This window comes from Streptomyces sp. NBC_01089, from assembly GCF_045162975.1.
Lineage (GTDB): Bacteria > Actinomycetota > Actinomycetes > Streptomycetales > Streptomycetaceae > Streptomyces.
In genome coordinates this window covers 6,914,897-6,932,956 of the sequence record NZ_CP108660.1, presented here as the reverse complement: position 1 = coordinate 6,932,956, position 18,060 = coordinate 6,914,897, and the positions used below count along the sequence as shown (strand labels likewise).

At 68.9% G+C, this 18,060-nt stretch carries 16 protein-coding genes; 4 read left to right on the top strand and 12 right to left on the bottom strand.

Annotated features, from left to right (window positions below; all coding sequences use genetic code 11):
* Positions 1-51: 51 nt before the first annotated feature.
* Positions 52-1,413, bottom strand: coding sequence for a Pup--protein ligase (gene pafA / locus OG510_RS31155; RefSeq protein WP_164263889.1), 1,362 nt, complete (start codon positions 1,411-1,413; stop codon positions 52-54).
* Positions 1,414-1,422: 9 nt separating this feature from the next.
* Positions 1,423-2,682, bottom strand: a complete 1,260-nt coding sequence (locus OG510_RS31150; protein WP_406141183.1) for an MFS transporter — start codon at positions 2,680-2,682, stop codon at positions 1,423-1,425.
* A gap of 149 nt (positions 2,683-2,831) precedes the next feature.
* Here OG510_RS31150 and OG510_RS31145 point away from each other — a divergent pair, with 149 nt between their 5' ends.
* Positions 2,832-3,932 carry a LacI family DNA-binding transcriptional regulator gene (locus OG510_RS31145; protein WP_406141181.1) on the top strand — a complete coding sequence of 367 codons (1,101 nt, stop codon included), beginning with the start codon at positions 2,832-2,834 and terminating at the stop codon, positions 3,930-3,932.
* Between the two features lie 118 nt (positions 3,933-4,050).
* Here OG510_RS31145 and prcA read toward each other — a convergent pair whose 3' ends face one another.
* From prcA to arc, 5 genes are all read right to left on the bottom strand, one after another.
* Positions 4,051-4,797 (bottom strand): proteasome subunit alpha, encoded by a 747-nt coding sequence (gene prcA, locus OG510_RS31140; RefSeq protein ID WP_164263894.1) that lies wholly within the window; start codon positions 4,795-4,797, stop codon positions 4,051-4,053.
* 46 nt (positions 4,798-4,843) lie between these two features.
* A complete protein-coding gene (gene prcB / locus OG510_RS31135; protein WP_164263896.1) occupies positions 4,844-5,689 on the bottom strand; it encodes a proteasome subunit beta in 846 nt (281 codons plus the stop codon).
* A 148-nt stretch (positions 5,690-5,837) separates the two neighbouring features.
* Positions 5,838-6,056, bottom strand: coding sequence for a ubiquitin-like protein Pup (locus tag OG510_RS31130; RefSeq protein ID WP_164263898.1), 219 nt, complete (start codon positions 6,054-6,056; stop codon positions 5,838-5,840).
* Positions 6,057-6,250: 194 nt separating this feature from the next.
* Positions 6,251-7,762 carry a depupylase/deamidase Dop gene (dop, locus tag OG510_RS31125; protein ID WP_406141178.1) on the bottom strand — a complete coding sequence of 504 codons (1,512 nt, stop codon included), beginning with the start codon at positions 7,760-7,762 and terminating at the stop codon, positions 6,251-6,253.
* Positions 7,763-7,997: 235 nt separating this feature from the next.
* The gene (gene arc, locus OG510_RS31120) at positions 7,998-9,764 is read right to left on the bottom strand and encodes a proteasome ATPase (RefSeq protein WP_164263902.1); all 1,767 of its coding nucleotides are present in this window, start codon (positions 9,762-9,764) and stop codon (positions 7,998-8,000) included.
* Positions 9,765-10,005: 241 nt separating this feature from the next.
* Here arc and OG510_RS31115 point away from each other — a divergent pair, with 241 nt between their 5' ends.
* Positions 10,006-10,317 (top strand): ferredoxin, encoded by a 312-nt coding sequence (locus OG510_RS31115; RefSeq protein ID WP_164263904.1) that lies wholly within the window; start codon positions 10,006-10,008, stop codon positions 10,315-10,317.
* A 21-nt stretch (positions 10,318-10,338) separates the two neighbouring features.
* Here the strand turns inward: OG510_RS31115 and OG510_RS31110 are convergent, their stop codons facing one another.
* The 3 genes from OG510_RS31110 to OG510_RS31100 form a co-directional block, all read right to left on the bottom strand.
* Positions 10,339-10,926: a hypothetical protein gene (locus tag OG510_RS31110; RefSeq protein ID WP_406141176.1), complete on the bottom strand. Its 588-nt coding sequence runs from the start codon at positions 10,924-10,926 to the stop codon at positions 10,339-10,341.
* 177 nt (positions 10,927-11,103) lie between these two features.
* Positions 11,104-12,048, bottom strand: a complete 945-nt coding sequence (locus OG510_RS31105) for a tRNA (adenine-N1)-methyltransferase (protein WP_406141175.1) — start codon at positions 12,046-12,048, stop codon at positions 11,104-11,106.
* Positions 12,049-12,066: 18 nt separating this feature from the next.
* Positions 12,067-13,305, bottom strand: a complete 1,239-nt coding sequence (locus tag OG510_RS31100) for a site-2 protease family protein (protein ID WP_406142642.1) — start codon at positions 13,303-13,305, stop codon at positions 12,067-12,069.
* 101 nt (positions 13,306-13,406) lie between these two features.
* On the opposite strand from OG510_RS31100, the gene OG510_RS31095 reads away from it, so the two are divergent.
* Together OG510_RS31095 and OG510_RS31090 are read left to right on the top strand one after the other, a co-directional pair.
* Positions 13,407-14,276, top strand: coding sequence for a RecB family exonuclease (locus OG510_RS31095; RefSeq protein WP_406141174.1), 870 nt, complete (start codon positions 13,407-13,409; stop codon positions 14,274-14,276).
* A gap of 86 nt (positions 14,277-14,362) precedes the next feature.
* The gene (locus tag OG510_RS31090; RefSeq protein WP_164263912.1) at positions 14,363-15,037 is read left to right on the top strand and encodes a response regulator transcription factor; all 675 of its coding nucleotides are present in this window, start codon (positions 14,363-14,365) and stop codon (positions 15,035-15,037) included.
* 115 nt (positions 15,038-15,152) lie between these two features.
* Here the strand turns inward: OG510_RS31090 and OG510_RS31085 are convergent, their stop codons facing one another.
* Positions 15,153-16,754, bottom strand: a complete 1,602-nt coding sequence (locus OG510_RS31085) for an ABC transporter substrate-binding protein (RefSeq protein ID WP_406141172.1) — start codon at positions 16,752-16,754, stop codon at positions 15,153-15,155.
* Positions 16,755-17,251: 497 nt separating this feature from the next.
* Complete coding sequence (locus OG510_RS31080) at positions 17,252-17,953, bottom strand: HAD family hydrolase (protein WP_406141171.1); 702 nt, start codon at positions 17,951-17,953, stop codon at positions 17,252-17,254.
* Positions 17,954-18,060: the final 107 nt, after the last annotated feature.

Sequence of the window (18,060 nt, the reverse complement as noted above, 5' to 3'; positions counted from 1 at the left end):
CCCCGCGCACTGAATGTGTGCGGGGCCCTCGCGCGACCGGGGTGAGGACGGTCACATCCCGGCGATCAGCTTCTCCACCCGGTCGTCGACCGACCTGAAGGGGTCCTTGCAGAGCACGGTGCGCTGCGCCTGGTCGTTGAGCTTGAGGTGGACCCAGTCGACGGTGAAGTCCCTGCGCTGCTCCTGGGCCCGGCGGATGAAGTCGCCGCGCAGCCGCGCCCTGGTGGTCTGCGGGGGCACCGACTTGCCCTCGAAGATCTTCAGGTCCTCGCAGATGCGTGCGGCCTGTCCGCGCTTCTCCAGCAGGTAGTACAGCCCGCGCTGCCGGTGGATGTCGTGGTAGGCGAGGTCTATCTGGGCGACCCGCGGATTCGACATGGTCATGTTGTGCTTGTCCCGGTACCGCTCGATGAGCTTGTACTTCATCACCCAGTCGATCTCGGTGCCGATCCGGTCGAGGTCCTCCTCCTCGATCGCGTCGAGCGTGCGGCCCCACAGCTCAAGGACCTGCGCGACCTGGCCCGTACGGATGCCGCGGCGGTCCACGAAGTCCACGGCCTTCTCGTAGTACTCGCGCTGCACTTCCAGGGCCGATGCCTCCCGCCCGCTGGCGAGGCGCACCTTGCGCTGGCCCGTGATGTCGTGGCTGACCTCCCGGATGGCCCTGATCGGGTTCTCCAGCGTCAGATCACGCATCACCGTGCCCGCCTCGATCATGCGCAGGACGAGGTCGGTCGCGCCGACCTTGAGCAGCATGGTCGTCTCGGACATGTTCGAGTCGCCGACGATGACGTGCAGCCTGCGGTAGCGCTCGGCGTCCGCGTGCGGCTCGTCGCGGGTATTGATGATGGGACGGGAGCGGGTGGTCGCGGAACTGACGCCCTCCCAGATGTGCTCGGCCCGCTGGCTCACGCAGAAGACCGCTCCGCGCGGGGTCTGCAGCACTTTGCCCGCGCCGCAGAGCAATTGGCGGGTGACGAGGAAGGGGATGAGAATGTCCGCGAGCCGCGAGAACTCTCCGTGGCGGGCGACGAGATAGTTCTCGTGGCAGCCGTAGGAGTTTCCCGCCGAGTCGGTGTTGTTCTTGAAGAGATAGACGTCGCCCGCGATTCCCTCCTCGTGCAGGCGGCGTTCGGCGTCGACGAGCAGACCTTCCAGAATGCGCTCGCCCGCCTTGTCGTGCGTGACCAGTTCAGCCACGTTGTCGCACTCGGGAGTTGCGTATTCCGGATGCGATCCCACGTCGAGGTAGAGGCGGGCGCCGTTCCGCAGAAAGACGTTGCTGCTGCGGCCCCATGACACAACACGGCGGAAGAGGTAGCGCGCCACTTCGTCAGGTGACAGTCGGCGCTGTCCCCTGAATGTGCACGTGACGCCGTACTCGTTCTCCAGCCCGAAAATGCGGCGGTCCATGACTGAACATTACGCCTGATGGCCTGTCCTGAAACCGGGTTCGACGGCCCCGTTTCGATCATTTTCGGAACCGGCCACGACGGAGCCGGTACGGCCGGGAGCTGCGAGGACCCGCTGAGTGGCCAGCAGGACGAGCAGCGCGGCGATCCCCCCGCCTCCAGCGGCGGCGAACCCGGCGGGCGCCCCGCCCGCCTCGACGGCCGGTCCCGCGACGGCCGTGCCCAGCGCGGCGCCGACCCCGAAGGTCGTCACCAGCCAGGAGAACGCCTCGGTGACCGTGCCGCGCGGGGCGTGCCGGTCGACGACGATGAAGGCGCAGGCGATGGCCGGGGCGAGGAAGACGCCGGCCACGGTCATCAGTACGGACATCGCGGTCACCCCTGGCACCAGCATCAGCGGCAGATAGCAGAGCGCCAGCGCGCCGACGATGACGCGCAGCCGCTTCTCCGCGGCGCCCGGCCACTGCCGCGCGCCGTACAGCAGCCCGCCGACGAGGGCGCCGAGGCCGATCGCGGCCATCAGCACGCCGTACGTCCCGTCGCCGCCGTGACCGTCGGAGTACGCGATCGCGGCGACCGTGATCGAGCCGAGCGCCAGGCCCACGAAGAAGAACGCCCCGAGGAGCGCGAGCAGTCCGGGCGAGCGCAGCGCGCCCAGCCAGTGGGCCTCACGGGGTGCGGACCGCCAGCCGCGGGAGGGCTCCGAGACGACGACGGAGAGCGCGCCGAGCACCCCGAGTACGTTGACGGCCACCAGGGCGGTGGCCGCCGACCACAGCGAGACCGCCAGGGTGATCAGCAGCGGGCCGACCGTGAACATGACTTCCTGGGCCACCGCGTCCATCGCGTACGCGGCGTGCACCCGGTCCTCGCGCTTCAGGACGCTGGGCCACAGGGCGCGCAGCCCGCCCTCCAGGGGCGGTGTGAAGAGCCCCGCGATCAGCATGGCGGCGACCGCGAGCGGCAGCGGATCGGTGCCCGCGACCGCGAACAGCACCATGCCGAGGGCGGACACCAGCGCCGCCGGCAGCATCACGCGGAGCTGCCCGAAGAGGTCGACGGCGCGGCCGAGCAGCGGCTGACCGACCGCTGTGGCCACTCCGTAGACGGCGGAGAGCGCCCCGGCGAGCGAGTAGCTGCCGCCTTCGGCGCGGACGAAGAGCACGATGGCGATGGCGGCCGTCGCGTTCGGCAGCCGGCCGACGAGGGTGCCGGTGAGCAGCCGCGTCACATGCCTGGTGCCGAAGAGTTCCGCGTATCCCGCGGCCATGTCCGCCCCTTGTCCTGTGTCGTCTTGTCTTCCGGTGCAGCGGCGTCCGGTGCTGCGGCTTCCGGCCGAGCAGTCCTGCGGTCCTGCGGTCCTGCGGTCCTGCGGTCCTGAAAGGAGTGTTACGTATAACGTCCGGGGTCATACGTACCATGTGCGCAGACCGCGAGTCCAGATGGCCGCGGTCGGGAACAGGCCGGACGGAGGCCCGAGTGGACGCCCGAGCGACGAGCCCGGAACCAGTGGTTCCGGCCCGCCCCACCAGCCGTGACGTGGCTCGCGCCGCAGGCGTCTCCCAGGCCACCGTCTCGCTGGTGCTGGGCGGCAAATGGCGCGGACGGGTCTCGGAGCGCACCGCCGGCCTGGTCCGTGACGCCGCTCGGCGGCTCGGTTACCGGCCGAATCTCGCCGCCCGGGATCTGCGCCTGGGCAGGACCCGGACCGTGCTGCTCGTGGTGCCCGCGCTGACCACCGAGTTCTTCGCCCGCGTCTACACGGGCGCCGCCGCCGAGGCGGCCGAGCACGGCTTCGGGGTGGTGCTCTACCCCTCCCCCGACGGCGTGGGCCCGGCCCGCGATCCCTTCGGCTCGGCACGGACCGCGCTGGACGGGGTCATCGCCTCGTCGATGGCCGTCGGCGCGCTCGCCGCGATCCAGGAGTCCGGTCTGCCGCTGGTGATGCTGGACAGCGATCCGGACCAGCCGGGGGCCGCGGCCCATGTGAACCTCGACATCGCTGACGGAATGCGCCAGGTGACGGGCCATCTGCTCGCGCTGGGGCACCGCGCATTCCTCCATCTCGCCCCGGCGGTCGACTCCTGGACCTTCGACGTACGGGCCACCGCGCTGCGGTCGGCGCTGCGGGGCGCGGAAGTCCGCACCGTCACCGCCCCGTTGTCCGTGGACGCCGCGCGGCAGGCGGTGGAGGAGGCGCTCGGCGGCCCCGGCCCCAGGCCGACCGCGGTGATCTGTGACGACGACATCCTGGCCGCTGGGGCCTGCAAGGCGGCGCGCCGGCTGGAGCTGCGGGTGCCCGAGGACCTCTCCGTCACCGGTTTCGACGATCTGGCCCTCGCGACCGCGATCGAGCCCGAGCTGACGACGGTGGCCCTGCCGGCCGAGCAGATCGGGCAGCGCGGCATGGCGGCGCTGCTCGCCGTTCTCGACGGCCGCCCGGCCGAAGGCGGGGACCTCCCGGTGAATCTTCTCGTACGCGGCTCAACGGCCCCGGCTCCGGTGCCGGGCTGCGACTGACGGCTCCGGCCCTGCCCCGCACTCACAGCCCCCGCCGGAGGCTGCCGGGCGGCACCACATGCGCGTGCCCCGGACCGCAGGCGGACCGGGGCACGGACGGAGCCGGGTGCCGACCTGGCTACTCGTCCTCGTCCGACGGCGCGTCCGTCTCGGCGGTCGACGCGTCGTCCGCGTCGAGCAGCCTGGCCAGCTGGCGGCCGACGATCCGCTTGAACTTGCGCTGCTGCGGCCTGGTCCGGTCGAGCACCGCCACTTCGAGACGCTCGGCGGGGATCTCCCGTTCGCCTCCGTTGGTGTCGCGGGACAGCGCCTGCACGGCCAGCTTCAGCGCCTCGGCGAGCGTCATTCCCTCGCGGTGCTGCTGGTCCAGGAAGGTGCTGATCGTCTCGGCGTTGCCGCCGACCGCGACCGAACCGTGCTCGTCGACGATCGATCCGTCGTGCGGCAGCCGGTAGATCTGGTCGCCGTCGGGCTCGGACCCGACCTCGGCGACGACAAGCTCCACCTCGTACGGCTTCTCGGCCGCGCTGGAGAAGATCGTGCCCAGCGTCTGCGCGTAGACGTTCGCCAGACCACGGGCCGTCACATCGTCGCGGTCGTAGGTGTAGCCGCGCAGATCCGCGTAGCGCACACCGCCGATCCGCAGGTTCTCGTACTCGTTGTACTTGCCGGCGGCCGCGAAGCCGATCCGGTCGTAGATCTCGCTGAACTTGTGCAGCGCGCGGGACGGGTTCTCGCCGACGAAGACGATGCCGTCGGCGTACTGCAGCACGACCAGGCTGCGACCACGGGCGATGCCCTTCCGGGCGTATTCCGCCCGGTCGGCCATGGCCTGCTGAGGTGAGACATAGAACGGGGTCGACACCGGCTATCCGTCCCTTTCTGTCAGTGACGAGTGCATCGGAAGGGCCTCAGAGCAGCTCGGCGCGCGGGCCGTCGGGCTGTTCGAGACGGCGCGCCAGGATCGAACGGGCGAGCTCGGAGCCCTCCTCATCGGTCAGCCGGCGGCAGCCCTCGTCCGTGATGACGGTGACGATCGGGTAGATCCGCCGCGCCACATCGGGCCCGCCGGTCGCCGAGTCGTCGTCGGCCGCGTCGTACAGCGCCTGTACGACCAGGGTGGTGGCCTGCTGCTCCGTCAGGTCATCGCGGTAGAGCTTCTTCATCGAGCCGCGGGCGAAGATCGAGCCGGAGCCGGTGGAGGCGTACCCGTGCTCCTCGGAGCGGCCGCCCGTGACGTCGTAGGAGAAGATCCGGCCCTTCTCACGGTCGACGTCGTACCCCGCGAAGAGCGGGACCACGGCGAGGCCCTGCATGGCCATGGAGAGATTGCCGCGGATCATCGTGGAGAGCCGGTTGGCCTTGCCCTCCAGGGAGAGGGTGGCGCCCTCGACCTTCTCGAAATGCTCCAGTTCGAGCTGGAAGAGCTTGACCATCTCGACGGCGAGCCCGGCCGTGCCCGCGATCCCGACCGCCGAGTACTCATCGGCCGGGAAGACCTTTTCGATGTCGCGCTGCGCGATCATGTTTCCCATGGTCGCGCGCCGGTCTCCGGCGAGCACGACCCCGCCGGGGAAGGTCGCGGCCACGATGGTCGTCCCGTGCGGCGCCTCGACCGGGCCCTGGGTGGGCGGCAACGGCCGCCTGCCCGGCAGGATTTCCGGTGAGTGGTCGGACAGGAAGTCCATGAACGAGGAGGACCCCGGCGTCAGGAAAGCGGCCGGCAGACGCCCGGTGCTACGAGGGTTGGCTTCCACGCGTTTCCTTCCGGATGGGCGGCGGCCCCGCCTTCTGGAGGCCGGACCGATCTTGCGGACTGTGAACGGACCTTACCCGTGCCCGCGCCGGTCATCCGTCCCGGTGCGGTCGGCTTCCGCCGGCCGCACCGGCCACGGACAACAGGGGCTACTCGCCACCCTTTTGAACAAATGACCGAACGAAGTCCTCGGCGTTCTCCTCGAGCACGTCGTCGATCTCGTCCAGAACGGAGTCGACGTCGTCCGAGAGCTTCTCCTGGCGCTCCTTGAGGTCCTCGGAGCCCTGCGCCTCAGGCGCCTGCTCCTCGGTCTCCTCGGTGGAGCGCGTCGCCTTCTGCTGCCCGCCGCCGGTGTCCTTGGTCGCCATCTACCTCACCCCGCTCGGTTCGATGTAGTTGAAGTTGCAACAGGTTGCAACAGACTGAGCTGCTGGAACGGACCGACCCGGCCAGAACCAGATCGGACCCGCTTGATCAGACACTACAAGCGGGGTCCGACATTGGCCCCGCACTTTCCTCAACGTCCGGGACCTACCCTGATGATTCCCACCGGCGGGGCTTTTCAGCCGCCCTGCAACACTCGGACCAGGTCTTCCGCCGTCCGGCACCGGTCGAGGAGCTCCTTGACGTGGCTGCGGGTCCCGCGCAGCGGCTCCAGTGTGGGCACCCGCTGCAGTGAGTCGTAGCCCGGCAGATCGAAGATCACGGAGTCCCAGGAGGCCGCGGCGACATCGTCCGCGTACTGTTCCAGACAGCGGCCGCGGAAATAGGCCCTGGTGTCCTCGGGCGGGTTCGCCGCGGCCCGTACGACGTCCGGCTCGTCCAGCAGGCGCTTCATCTTCCCGCGGGCCACCAGACGGTTGTACAGGCCCTTCTCGGGCCGCACATCCGCGTACTGCAGATCCACCAGATGGAGCCTTGCCGCGTCCCAGTCGACACCGTCCCGGCGGCGGTAGCCCTCCAGGATCTCCTGCTTCGTGATCCAGTCGAGCTCCCCCGACAGACTCATCGGGTTGTTCTCCAGCCGGTTCAGCACGTCCTCCCAGCGGCCCAGGATGTCGCTGGTCTGCTCATCGGCGTCCGCCCCATACCGCTCCTCCACGTACTTCCTCGCCAGCTCGAAGTACTCCATCTGGAGCTGTACGGCGGTGAGGGTGCGGCCGCTGCGCAGGGTGACCAGCTGCTGGAGCGTGGGGTCGTGCGAGACCTCGTGCAGGGTGCGCACCGGCTGGTCGACGGCGAGGTCCACCTTGATGAACCCGTCCTCGATCATCGCGAGCACCAGGGATGTCGTGCCCAGCTTGAGGTAGGTGGAGATCTCCGAGAGGTTCGCGTCGCCGATGATCACATGCAGCCGGCGGTACTTCTCGGCGTCCGAGTGGGGTTCGTCGCGGGTGTTGATGATCGGCCGCTTGAGCGTGGTCTCGAGGCCGACCTCGACCTCGAAGTAGTCCGCGCGCTGGCTGATCTGGAAGCCGTGCTCGTGGCCGTCCTGGCCGATCCCGACGCGGCCGGCCCCGGTGACCACCTGGCGGGAGACGAAGAAGGGGGTCAGATGGCGCACGATGTCCGAGAAGGGGGTCTCCCGCTTCATCAGGTAGTTCTCGTGCGTGCCGTACGAGGCGCCCTTGTTGTCGGTGTTGTTCTTGTACAGATGGATCGGCTGCGCGCCCGGGATCTCGGCGGCCCGCTCGGCGGCCTCCGCCATGATCCGCTCGCCCGCCTTGTCCCAGAGGACGGCGTCACGCGGATTGGTGATCTCCGGGGAGCTGTACTCCGGGTGGGCGTGGTCGACGTAGAGGCGTGCCCCATTGGTGAGGATCACATTGGCCAGGCCGATGTCCTCGTCGGTCAGCTGGCTGGTGTCCGCGGTCTCCCGGGCGAGGTCGAAGCCTCGCGCGTCCCGCAGCGGGTTCTCCTCCTCGAAGTCCCAGCGGGCGCGGCGCGCCCGGTGCATCGCCGCCGCGTAGGCGTTGACGATCTGGGACGAGGTGAGCATGGCATTGGCGTTCGGGTGGCCCGGAACGGAGATGCCGTACTCCGTCTCGATGCCCATTACCCGCCGTACGGTCATGCGGCCCTCCTTGCCCGGCAGCGCCCCTCGCGGGAACGTCGCTCAAGTACCGCTGCTTCTCCGGTGCGTGCGCGGTCGCCCTTCCCCGCACTGCGCGACTCGGTGATACCGAAGAGCGTAGAACGCCGTGGCGCCGCTGGGGAGATCATTACAGGCATTGCTGTCCTTGCGGCCGAAGGCCGGAAAACACGGCGGCTGCGGGTACCCGCCGGGGGACCCGCAGCCGCCCTGCCTTTTACAGGTACTGACCGGTGTTCGCCACCGTGTCGATGGATCGCCCGGTGTCCGCGCCCTGCTTTCCGGTGACAAGGGTGCGGATGAATACGATCCGCTCGCCCTTCTTGCCGGAGATACGGGCCCAGTCGTCGGGGTTCGTGGTGTTCGGCAGGTCCTCGTTCTCCTTGAACTCATCCACGCATGCCTGGAGGAGGTGGGAGACCCGCAGACCCTTCTGTCCCTGGTCGAGGAACGCCTTGATGGCCATCTTCTTGGCCCGGTCGACGATGTTCTGGATCATCGCACCGGAGTTGAAGTCCTTGAAGTACAGGACTTCCTTGTCGCCGTTGGCGTACGTGACTTCGAGGAAGCGGTTCTCCTCGGACTCGGTGTACATCCGCTCCACGACCGACTGGATCATGGCGCTGACCGCGGCGTCGGGGTTCTCCCGGTGCTCGGCCAGGTCGTCCGTGTGCAGCGGCAGCGACGACCGCAGGTACTTGGCGAAGATGTCCTTGGCCGCCTCCGCGTCCGGACGCTCGATCTTGATCTTGACGTCGAGCCGGCCCGGCCGGAGGATCGCCGGGTCGATCATGTCCTCGCGGTTGGAGGCGCCGATGACGATGACGTTCTCCAGGCCCTCCACACCGTCGATCTCGGCGAGCAGCTGCGGGACGATGGTGTTCTCCACGTCCGAGCTGACGCCTGATCCACGGGTGCGGAAGAGGGATTCCATCTCGTCGAAGAAGACGATGACAGGGGTGCCCTCGCTCGCCTTCTCCCGGGCACGCTGGAAGACCAGGCGGATGTGCCGCTCGGTCTCACCGACGTACTTGTTGAGGAGCTCGGGGCCCTTGATGTTGAGGAAGTAGCTCTTCCCCGCGGGCTGCCCGGTGACCTCGGCGACTTTCTTGGCAAGGGAGTTGGCGACGGCCTTGGCAATGAGGGTCTTGCCGCAGCCGGGCGGACCGTAGAGCAGGATGCCCTTCGGCGGCCGCAGCTCGTGCTCCTTGAAGAGGTCGGGGTGGAGGTACGGAAGCTCGACCGCGTCGCGGATCAGCTCGATCTGGTCGCCCAGACCGCCGATCTTGTCGTAGTCGATGTCCGGGACCTCTTCGAGGACGAGCTCCTCGACCTCGCTCTTCGGCACCACTTCATAGACGTAACCGGACCTGGAGTCGAGCAGCAGGGCGTCGCCGGGGCGGATGGTGATGTCCAGCAGTGGCTCGGCGAGCCGCACCACCCGCTCCTCGTCGGTGTGCCCGATCACCAGGGCGCGCTCGCCGTCCTCAAGGATCTCCTTGAGGGTGACGATGTCCCCGGCGCGCTCGAACTCCATGGCCTCGACCACGTTGAGCGCTTCATTGAGCATGACTTCCTGGCCGCGCCTGAGCTCTTCGAGCTCGACGCTGGGACTCACGTTCACCCGGAGCTTGCGGCCCCCGGTGAAAATGTCGCAGGTCCCGTCCTCATTGGCCTGCAGGAAGACACCGAAGCCGGCCGGCGGCTGTGCGAGCCGGTCGACCTCCTCCTTGAGGGCCACGATCTGGTCGCGGGCCTCACGGAGTGTATTGGCGAGCCGCTCGTTCTGCGCGGACACGCCTGCCAGGTTGGTCTGCAGCTCGACGATCCGCTCTTCGAGAATCCTCGTATGACGCGGAGAGTCGGCGAGCTTGCGGCGCAGGACGGCGATTTCCTGCTCGAGATAGGCAACCTGGCCGGCGGGGTCCTCGGACCCTCGCGCGGGCCGGGTGCCGCGGTTGATGTCGTCGTCGTGGGCTGCCACGGTCCTCACCTCCTCCAAGGGGAGCTGGACGCTTCCTGACCCTACCTGGGCGGCTGGTGATTGAAACCCCTAGATCACAAAGACCGTCGGGGTGTGTCTGATCTTCACCCTTGCGTACTCCCTCACTCCTGGGGAATACCCACCCAACAACATCGGAAAGCGGCCGGTTGTATCGTCGAAGTGTTCAACACCCGTCAGGGCTGGCTTCAATTGGTTCAACCGCGCAGGAACGGCAGGAGAAATGACCGTGCAGGACGAGGCTCCCACCAGCGACGGCGCCCAGGCGCTCGAGGTCTGGATCGACCAGGACCTCTGTACCGGGGACGGCATCTGCGCCCAGTACGCGCCCGAGGTGTTCGAGCTGGACATCGACGGGCTGGCATACGTGAAGAGCGCCGACGACGAGCTGCTCCAGTCGGTCGGCGCCACAACGCCCGTGCCGCTTCCGCTCCTCCAGGACGTGGTGGACTCGGCGAAGGAGTGTCCGGGCGACTGCATTCACGTCCGGCGTGTTTCGGACAGTGTCGAGGTCTACGGCCCCGCCGCCGAGTAGCCCGTCATACGCTCGGCGCCGTCACACGCTCCGCGCCTGTGAGGGCACCGAGCGTATGAACTTGCCACCCTGCCAGCGCCACTTGGCCTGCTGGCGCACGTCCGGGTTCCAGCGCGGCACATCGGGCGACGAGTAGCCGAGGAGCGTCGCGGTCACCGCGCCGTCGTGCACGCCGATGGCGCCCACGCTCTGCTGCTCCGCCGGGCTGATCAGGGTCGCGACGATCCTGGGCGGGCCGTCACCCGTGCTGGGCCGGGTGAGTACGTAGATCCCGCTGGGCGGTGTGCCGGATCCGGCGTCGCAGCGCACCGCGGCCACCGTCTCGGGGCTGCCGTCACCGTCGAGGTCGCCCGACGCCTTCTTGGTGACGGTGGTGCCCGCCGTTCCGCATTTCAGCGGGAAGGTCACGGCCGCCGGGTCCGGGGCCGCCGCCGCGGGGCGGGCCGGTCTGCCGCCGCCCTGGGACGCCGTGGCCGGGTCGGGCGTGAGGACGCCCGCCAGCACGACGACGCCGGCCATCGCGGTGGCCGTGGCCAGCCAGTGGAGCGGGCTGGTCCTGTTGTGCGCGAGGTCCGGGAGTACGAGGTCCGGGAGCGCGGAGGGCTGCACGCGAGAGGTCTCCTGTGGGGCAGTGCCGGAGGGGGTGGCGAGAATAGTGCCACACGTCACAGGGGATCGGAACGCCGGGGTCCGTAAGACCAACGTAAAGAAGCCGTCGTGGAGTTCCCCGGTGTGCTGGGGGAACTCCACGACGGCGTCCGTGCGTTGTGGGGTCAGGTCATACGGTCAGAGGTTCTCGCCGGAGTCGCTCTCGGCCTCGGCACTGGGCTCCTTCGGCTGGGCCGCGCTCTTCCCCGGGCCGCTGTAGTCCTCGCCGTACGCGCCCTTGGACGGCCTGCGGCGGCGCAGCGGCGCCTCCACACCGTCGGCGAGGCGGCGGGCGGTGACGAGGAAGCCGGTGTGGCCGATCATCCGGTGGTCGGGGCGGACGGCCAGGCCCTCGACGTGCCAGTTGCGGACCATGGACTCCCAGGGCTGCGGCTCGGCGAAGCAGCCGATCTCCCTGATCGACTCGACGGTGCGCGAGAGCTGGGTGGTGGTGGCCACGTAGCAGCAGAGGATGCCGCCGGGCACGAGGGCCTTGGAGACGGCGTCCAGGCACTCCCAGGGGGCGAGCATGTCCAGGACCACACGGTCGACGTCCGTGTCGGAGAGGTTGTCCTGGAGGTCGCCGACGGTGAGCTGCCAGGCGGGGTGCGGGCCGCCGAAGTAGCGCTCCACGTTCTGGGTGGCGATCTCGGCGAAGTCCTCGCGGCGCTCGTAGGAGTGCAGCATGCCCTGCTCACCGATGGCGCGCAGCAGGAAGCTGCTGAGCGCGCCCGACCCCACACCTGCCTCGACGACCCGCGCGCCGGGGAAGATGTCCCCGAAGGCCAGGATCTGGCCCGCGTCCTTGGGGTAGACCACGGCGGCGCCGCGGGGCATGGACAGGACGAAATCGGGGAGCAGGGGGCGCAGCGCGAGGTAGGCGACGTTTCCCGTGGTACGGACAACACTGCCCTCGGGAGCACCGATCAGCTCGTCGTGCGGGAAAGAACCCTTGTGGGTGTGGAAGTTCTTCCCGGCTTCGAGCGTGAAGGTGTAGTGGCGTCCCTTGGGGTCGGTGAGCTGGACCTGGTCCCCGACTTTGAAGGGCCCACGTCGGCGGGCGGCACCGGTCGGTTCGGACATACGAGCAGACTACCGGCCTCAGGAACCGGGTCGCGCCATCGCCTGGACGAAGGCCCGCTCGACGTCGGCGGTGGAGAGGACTCCGTAGATCGCGCCGCTCTCCTCGACCACCAGGTACTCGGTGGCCGGGCTGGCCCGCAGTCTGTCGAGCAGCGCCTCACCCGCCAGCTCGGCAGGCACCCGCATCCCGTCGGTGAGGTCCTGGGCGAGCCCGCTGACCGCGACCCAGGGGCGCCGGTGCTCCGGCACCCCGACGATGGCCGCTTCCCTGACCAGGGCTGTCGGGTCGCCCTGGCTGTCCACGACGACCAGCGCCCGCGCGCCGGCGTCGTTGGCCCTGCGCAGCGCCTCGGAGAGCGGTGTGCCCGTCTCGACGGGGACGGCGCGCCTGGTGAGCGTACGGGCGCGGAGCTCGGGGAGGTGTTCGCGCAGCCTGGCCATCCGGAGGCTGTTGCCCGCGCCGGTCCAGATGATCGCGGCGAGGATCGCGGCGAGCAGCGCGTCCATGACCGTCTCCATGCCGCCGACGTCGGCGTCGGAGCCGGTGTGGGTGAGCAGCGGGAGTCCGATCAGGACCGAGACGGCGAGCGCCCTGCCGAACCAGGCGGCGGCGATGGTGCCGCTCATCGGCTTGCCGGTGATCTTCCAGACGACCGCGCGGAGCATCCGGCCGCCGTCCAGGGGCAGCCCGGGAAGCAGGTTGAAGACCGCCACGATCAGGTTGGAGATCATCAGGCCGGCCAGCAGCACCCCGGGGACGGTGCCGGGCTCCACCGCCTTCATACCGAGGTAGAAGACGCCGGAGAGGATCAGGGAGAGCAGCGGGCCGACGAAGGCCAGGATGAACTCACGCCCCGGGGTCTCGGACTCCTTCTCGATCTCCGACACGCCGCCGAAGAACTGCAGCTGGATCCGGCGCACCGGGAGCTTGAACCGCAGCGCGGCCACGGTGTGGGCCAGCTCGTGGACCAGCACCGAGGCGTAGAAGGCGACCGCGAAGAAGAGGGAGACCAGATACCGGGCGTTGCCCAGCTCGGGCAGGATGCGGTCGAGCTGGCCACCGAAGACCCAGGTGATGAGCGCCGCCACCAGGAACCAGCTGGGGGCGACGTACACCGGCACACCGAAGGGGCGGCCCATCAGGATGCCGCCGCCCGGTGAGTCCCGGCGCCGCGGCTTGCCGCCATCGGGCGCGGGGCCGGGGCCTGACCCGTCCGCGCCGGGCTGCGGGCGCCCGCTGTCGCCGCTCTCGTCCACGGTGTCCCTTCGTATCGTCATGGTGCGTCCCGTACCACCGCTGTTCTGTCACCGCGTTCCCGCGATGTCCTGATCATGCAGTGTGAGGAGGTCTGCCGTCGATGGTATGCGGCTCGGTGTCAGTGGCGGGTCGTAGGGTCTGGGACATGACTACCGCCCAGCAGCCCACTTCACTCTCGCCGTCGCGGGCGAGCGACTTCATGCAGTGTCCCCTGCTGTACAGGTTCCGGGTGATCGACAAGCTGCCGGAGAAGCCGAGTCCGGCGGCGACACGCGGCACCCTGGTGCATGCGGTGCTGGAGCGGATGTTTGACGACCCGGCGGCGGAGCGGACGGTTCCGCGGGCCAGGGCGATGGTCCCGGGCCAGTGGGACCGGCTGTTGTCGGCCAAGCCGGAGCTGGGCGAGCTGTTCGCCGAGGACCCCGGGGGCGAGCAGCTGGCGAAGTGGCTGTCGGAGGCCGAATCGCTGGTCGAGCGGTGGTTCACACTGGAGGATCCGACGCGTCTCGAGCCCGCCGAGCGGGAGCTGTTCATCGAGACGGAGCTGGAGTCGGGGCTGCGGCTGCGCGGGATCATCGACCGGGTCGATGTGGCGCCGACCGGCGAGGTCCGGATCGTCGACTACAAGACCGGCAAGGCGCCGAGGCCGCAGTTCGCGGAGGGCGCGCTCTTCCAGATGAAGTTCTACGCGCTGGTGGTGTGGCGGCTGAAGGGGATCGTGCCGCGCCGGCTCCAGCTGGTGTATCTGGGGAGCGGCGAGGTCGTGACGTACGACCCGGTCGAGGGCGATCTGGAGCGGGTCGAGCGCAAGCTGCTCGCGCTGTGGGACGCCATCAGGAAGGCCACGGAGAGCGGGGACTGGCAGCCGAGGCCGACGAAGCTCTGCGGCTGGTGCGACCACCAGGCGGTCTGTCCGGAATTCGGCGGCACGCCGCCGGTCTACCCCCTGGAAGTGGTGCGCTGTGACTGATCCGTCCGGGACTCCCCCGGTACGCCCCGCGCCGTCCCGGTGGGCCGGTCAGGGCAGAATGGGGCCGGTCTAGCGAAGGAGTTCCCGTGGCGATCCGCGTCCTACTGGTCGACGACCAGCCGCTGCTGCGCACCGGTTTCCGGATGATTCTGGAGGCCGAGCAGGACCTCGCGGTGGTCGGTGAGGCCGGGGACGGCCTCCAGGCCCTCGACCAGGTCCGCGCGCTGCAGCCCGATGTGGTGCTGATGGACATCAGGATGCCCCGGATGGACGGGGTCGAGGCCACCCGCCAGATCACCGGCCCCGGCCGGGACGGTCCGGCGAAGGTCCTGGTGCTGACCACCTTCGACCTGGACGAGTACGTCGTGGAGGCCCTGCGGGCCGGTGCGAGCGGCTTTCTGCTCAAGGACGCGCCCGCCAATGAGCTGGTCCAGGCGATCCGGGTGGTGGCGGGCGGCGAGGCGATGCTGGCCCCGAGCATCACCCGCCGTCTCCTCGACAAGTACGCGGACCATCTGCCGTCCGGCGAGGACCCCGTTCCTGACACGCTGCACACCCTGACCGAGCGCGAGGTGGAAGTGCTCAAGCTGGTCGCGCGGGGCCTGTCGAACGCGGAGATCGCCGCCGACCTGTTCGTCAGTGAGACGACGGTCAAGACCCATGTGGGCCATGTACTGACCAAGCTGGGGCTGCGCGACCGGGTCCAGGCCGCGGTCTACGCGTACGAGAGCGGACTCGTACGGCCGGGGGCCCAGCAGTAGGTCCGGGGCCGCCGGACCGTTCCTGGGCACCTCGGAACGGTCCGGCGGCCCCACGCCTCACCAGCAGCAGGGCAGCGCACCGGCCGGTCGCCCGGGGTGCGCTGCCTCCGGCCGGTCAGCTGACGCCGCGGCCGAGCTCCCAGATCTGCAGGGCGGACGAGTTGCTCAGCGCCCACTCCACACCGGTCAGGTCGTCCCCGGCCGCCACATACTGCTTGCCCTGCCAGAGCGGCAGCACGGGGACGTCGTCCGCGACGATGTCCTGGATCTTCTGGAGCGGTGCCACCGCGGTGGTGCGGTCGGCGGCCTTGCGCGAGTCCGGGATGTACTTGTCGCGGATGGCGGTGTTCGCATAGGGCAATTTGAGGAAGTTGCCCTTGCTGAGGAACGGCGAGATGAAGTTGTCCGCGTCGGGGAAGTCCGGGAACCAGCCCATGCCGTAGACCGCGTAGTCGCCCTTCAGCTCCTCGGGACGGAACTGCGCCCACTTGTGGCCCTGGATCGACACATCGAAGAGCCCCGAGGCGTTCAGCTGCTTCTTGAGCAGCGCGAACTCCTTCGCCGTGCCGGGCCCGTAGTGGTCGCTGGTGTAATGCAGCGTCAGCCGGACCTTGTCGGTGATCCCCGCGGAGTGCAGGATCTGGGCGGCCTCGGACTTGTTCGGATCGCCGTACTTGTTGAAGAACGAATTCGAGTGTCCGCCGATGCCGGAGGGGATCAGCGAGTAGAGCGGCTCGGAGGTCGCGCCGTACACCTGGCTGGCGATCTGGCCGCGGTCGACGAGCGCGGCCATCGCCTGGCGGACGGCCTTGTTCTTCACCGACGGGTCGTTGGTGTTGAAGCCCAGGTAGCGGATCTCGAGGCCGGGGCTCTCGACGAAGTTGATGTTCTGCGAGGACCCCTTCGAGAACTGGTCGATCTGCTCGGGCGACATGGTGCGGGCCATCATGTCGATCTTCTTCGACTTCAGCGCGGCGCCCATCGCGGCGGCGTCGGTGAAGGAATCGATCTCGACCTTGTCGTTCTGCAGCTTCAGGGCCCCCTTGTAGTGGGGGTTCTTGGTGAAGACCGCCTTCTGCAGCCGGTTGTTGCTGACCTCGGCCTTGAAGGTGTACGGCCCGGAGCCGTCGATCACGAAGCCCTTGCGCAGCTTGTTCGGCGCGTACGTGCTCTTCTCCACGATGCCCGCGGCCGGGGTCGCCAGCTTGTACGGGAAGGTGGCGTCGGGCGTCTTGAGATGGAAGACCAGCTCGTGACTGCTCACGGGCTCGATGGTGTCGATGTTCTCCAGCAGACCGGCAGGCCCGTTCGGGTCGTTGATACGGCTGACGCGTTCCAGGGAGTACTTCACATCGGTCGCCGTGAGGGGATCGCCGTTGGCGAACGTCAGCCCGCTGCGGAGCTTGCAGCGGTAGCTCTCGTTCTGGGTGTCCGTGAAATGGCAGTCGCTCGCGGCGTCCGGCACCGGCAGGCCGCCACCACGCGGCATCTGCATCAGCGACTGGAGGGTGGGGCGCAGGAAGTTCCAGACACCGGTGTCATAGGTGTACGCGGGGTCGAGAGGAGCCGGAGCCTTCTCGCCGGACTCGATGAAGTCCGTCGTGCCCACGACGATGGCTTTGCCGCCGTCGTCGCCGCTGCCTGTGCCGCCGCACGCGGCGAGTACCGGAGCGAGCAGGCACGCTATCGCCGGCAGCACCAGAGTCTTGCGGTTCATTCTGGACGTTCTCCTCATCCGGCACTGGGATACAGCGATGTACAGACACTCCGCCGCTGCCGCCCGATCGGGGCGGGGCGATCGGGCCGGGTACAGAGCGATCAGTCCAGTGATCCCGGCCGCTTGGTGGGCGCCGGGGGCACAGAAGTGTACGGCGAAGTTCTCGCCATGAGATTAGTGGGGAACGTCAGGAAACCTGGACCGGGGGCGACTTGGGTGGGATCCACATCATCTTCACGAATAGCGGAGCGTCAATATCCGACCACCGAAATGATTCGTACACCGCTTCACCAATCGGGACACATGGGCATGTGCGGAGCGGTGGTTCACCGCTCGCAGCACGCAAATGCCCCCGTGTCGACGCTTGGTCAGGTGATGAACGTCACTCCAACCTCGCCTTTCGTAAAGCGCGAAGCCCTCTTCATGCTCACGTAAATACTTGTGGCCGGCGGGCGCCGATTCCCGTCAGAACGAAAGCAACACGGTCAGTATCCGGCTCAGTGCATTCCGTTGACCAGTGCCCTGAGAAAGCCCAGATCGACTTCTTCGAGAGATCCGACGACTACGCGTCCGTCGGCGGCGGCGATGGGCGCCACGGACGGCACGGCCACCACCCGGCACCCCGCGGCCTCCGCCGCCGCCACCCCCGTCGCAGTGTCCTCGATGACCGCGCAGCGCGACGGATCGGCCTCCAGGCCCGCGGCGGCGGCGAGATAGGGCTCGGGGTGCGGCTTCGTCCGCGCCACCTCGTCACCCGCGACGGTCAGCGCGAAGTTGTCGGGGCCGAGCGACTTCAGGACCTGGTCGATGATCCGCCGGTGCGAGGCGGAGACCAGGGCGGTGGGGACGCCGTGCGCGGCCAGTTCGGTGAGCAGCCGCAGCGCCCCCGGCATCAGCGGCACCCCGCCCGAGATCCGCGCCTCGAACCGGTCGTTGAGCAGCGTGGTCAGCTCGGGCAGTGCGATGTCCGCGCCGGTCACCTCGATGAGGTACCCGGCGCTGCGGGTCATGGGCCCGCCCACCACGGTGTCCCGCCAGCGTTCGTCGAGCCGGTGGCCGAGGGCGGCGAACACGTCCACCTCGGCGTCCCACCAGATGCCCTCGGTGTCCACCAGCGTGCCGTCCATGTCGAGCAGGACGGCCTGCAGGGCTGCGCCTTCGGCCATACGGGTGTTGAGCGCGGCGACCGTACTGGTCATACGGGGACACCTCCTGGAGGGACACGAAGGCCGGTCACTCACCCTGCTGGGTGGCAACCGGCCCGCACCGGACCGACCAGTGTACGTCGGAGCGCTCCGGTCCGCGC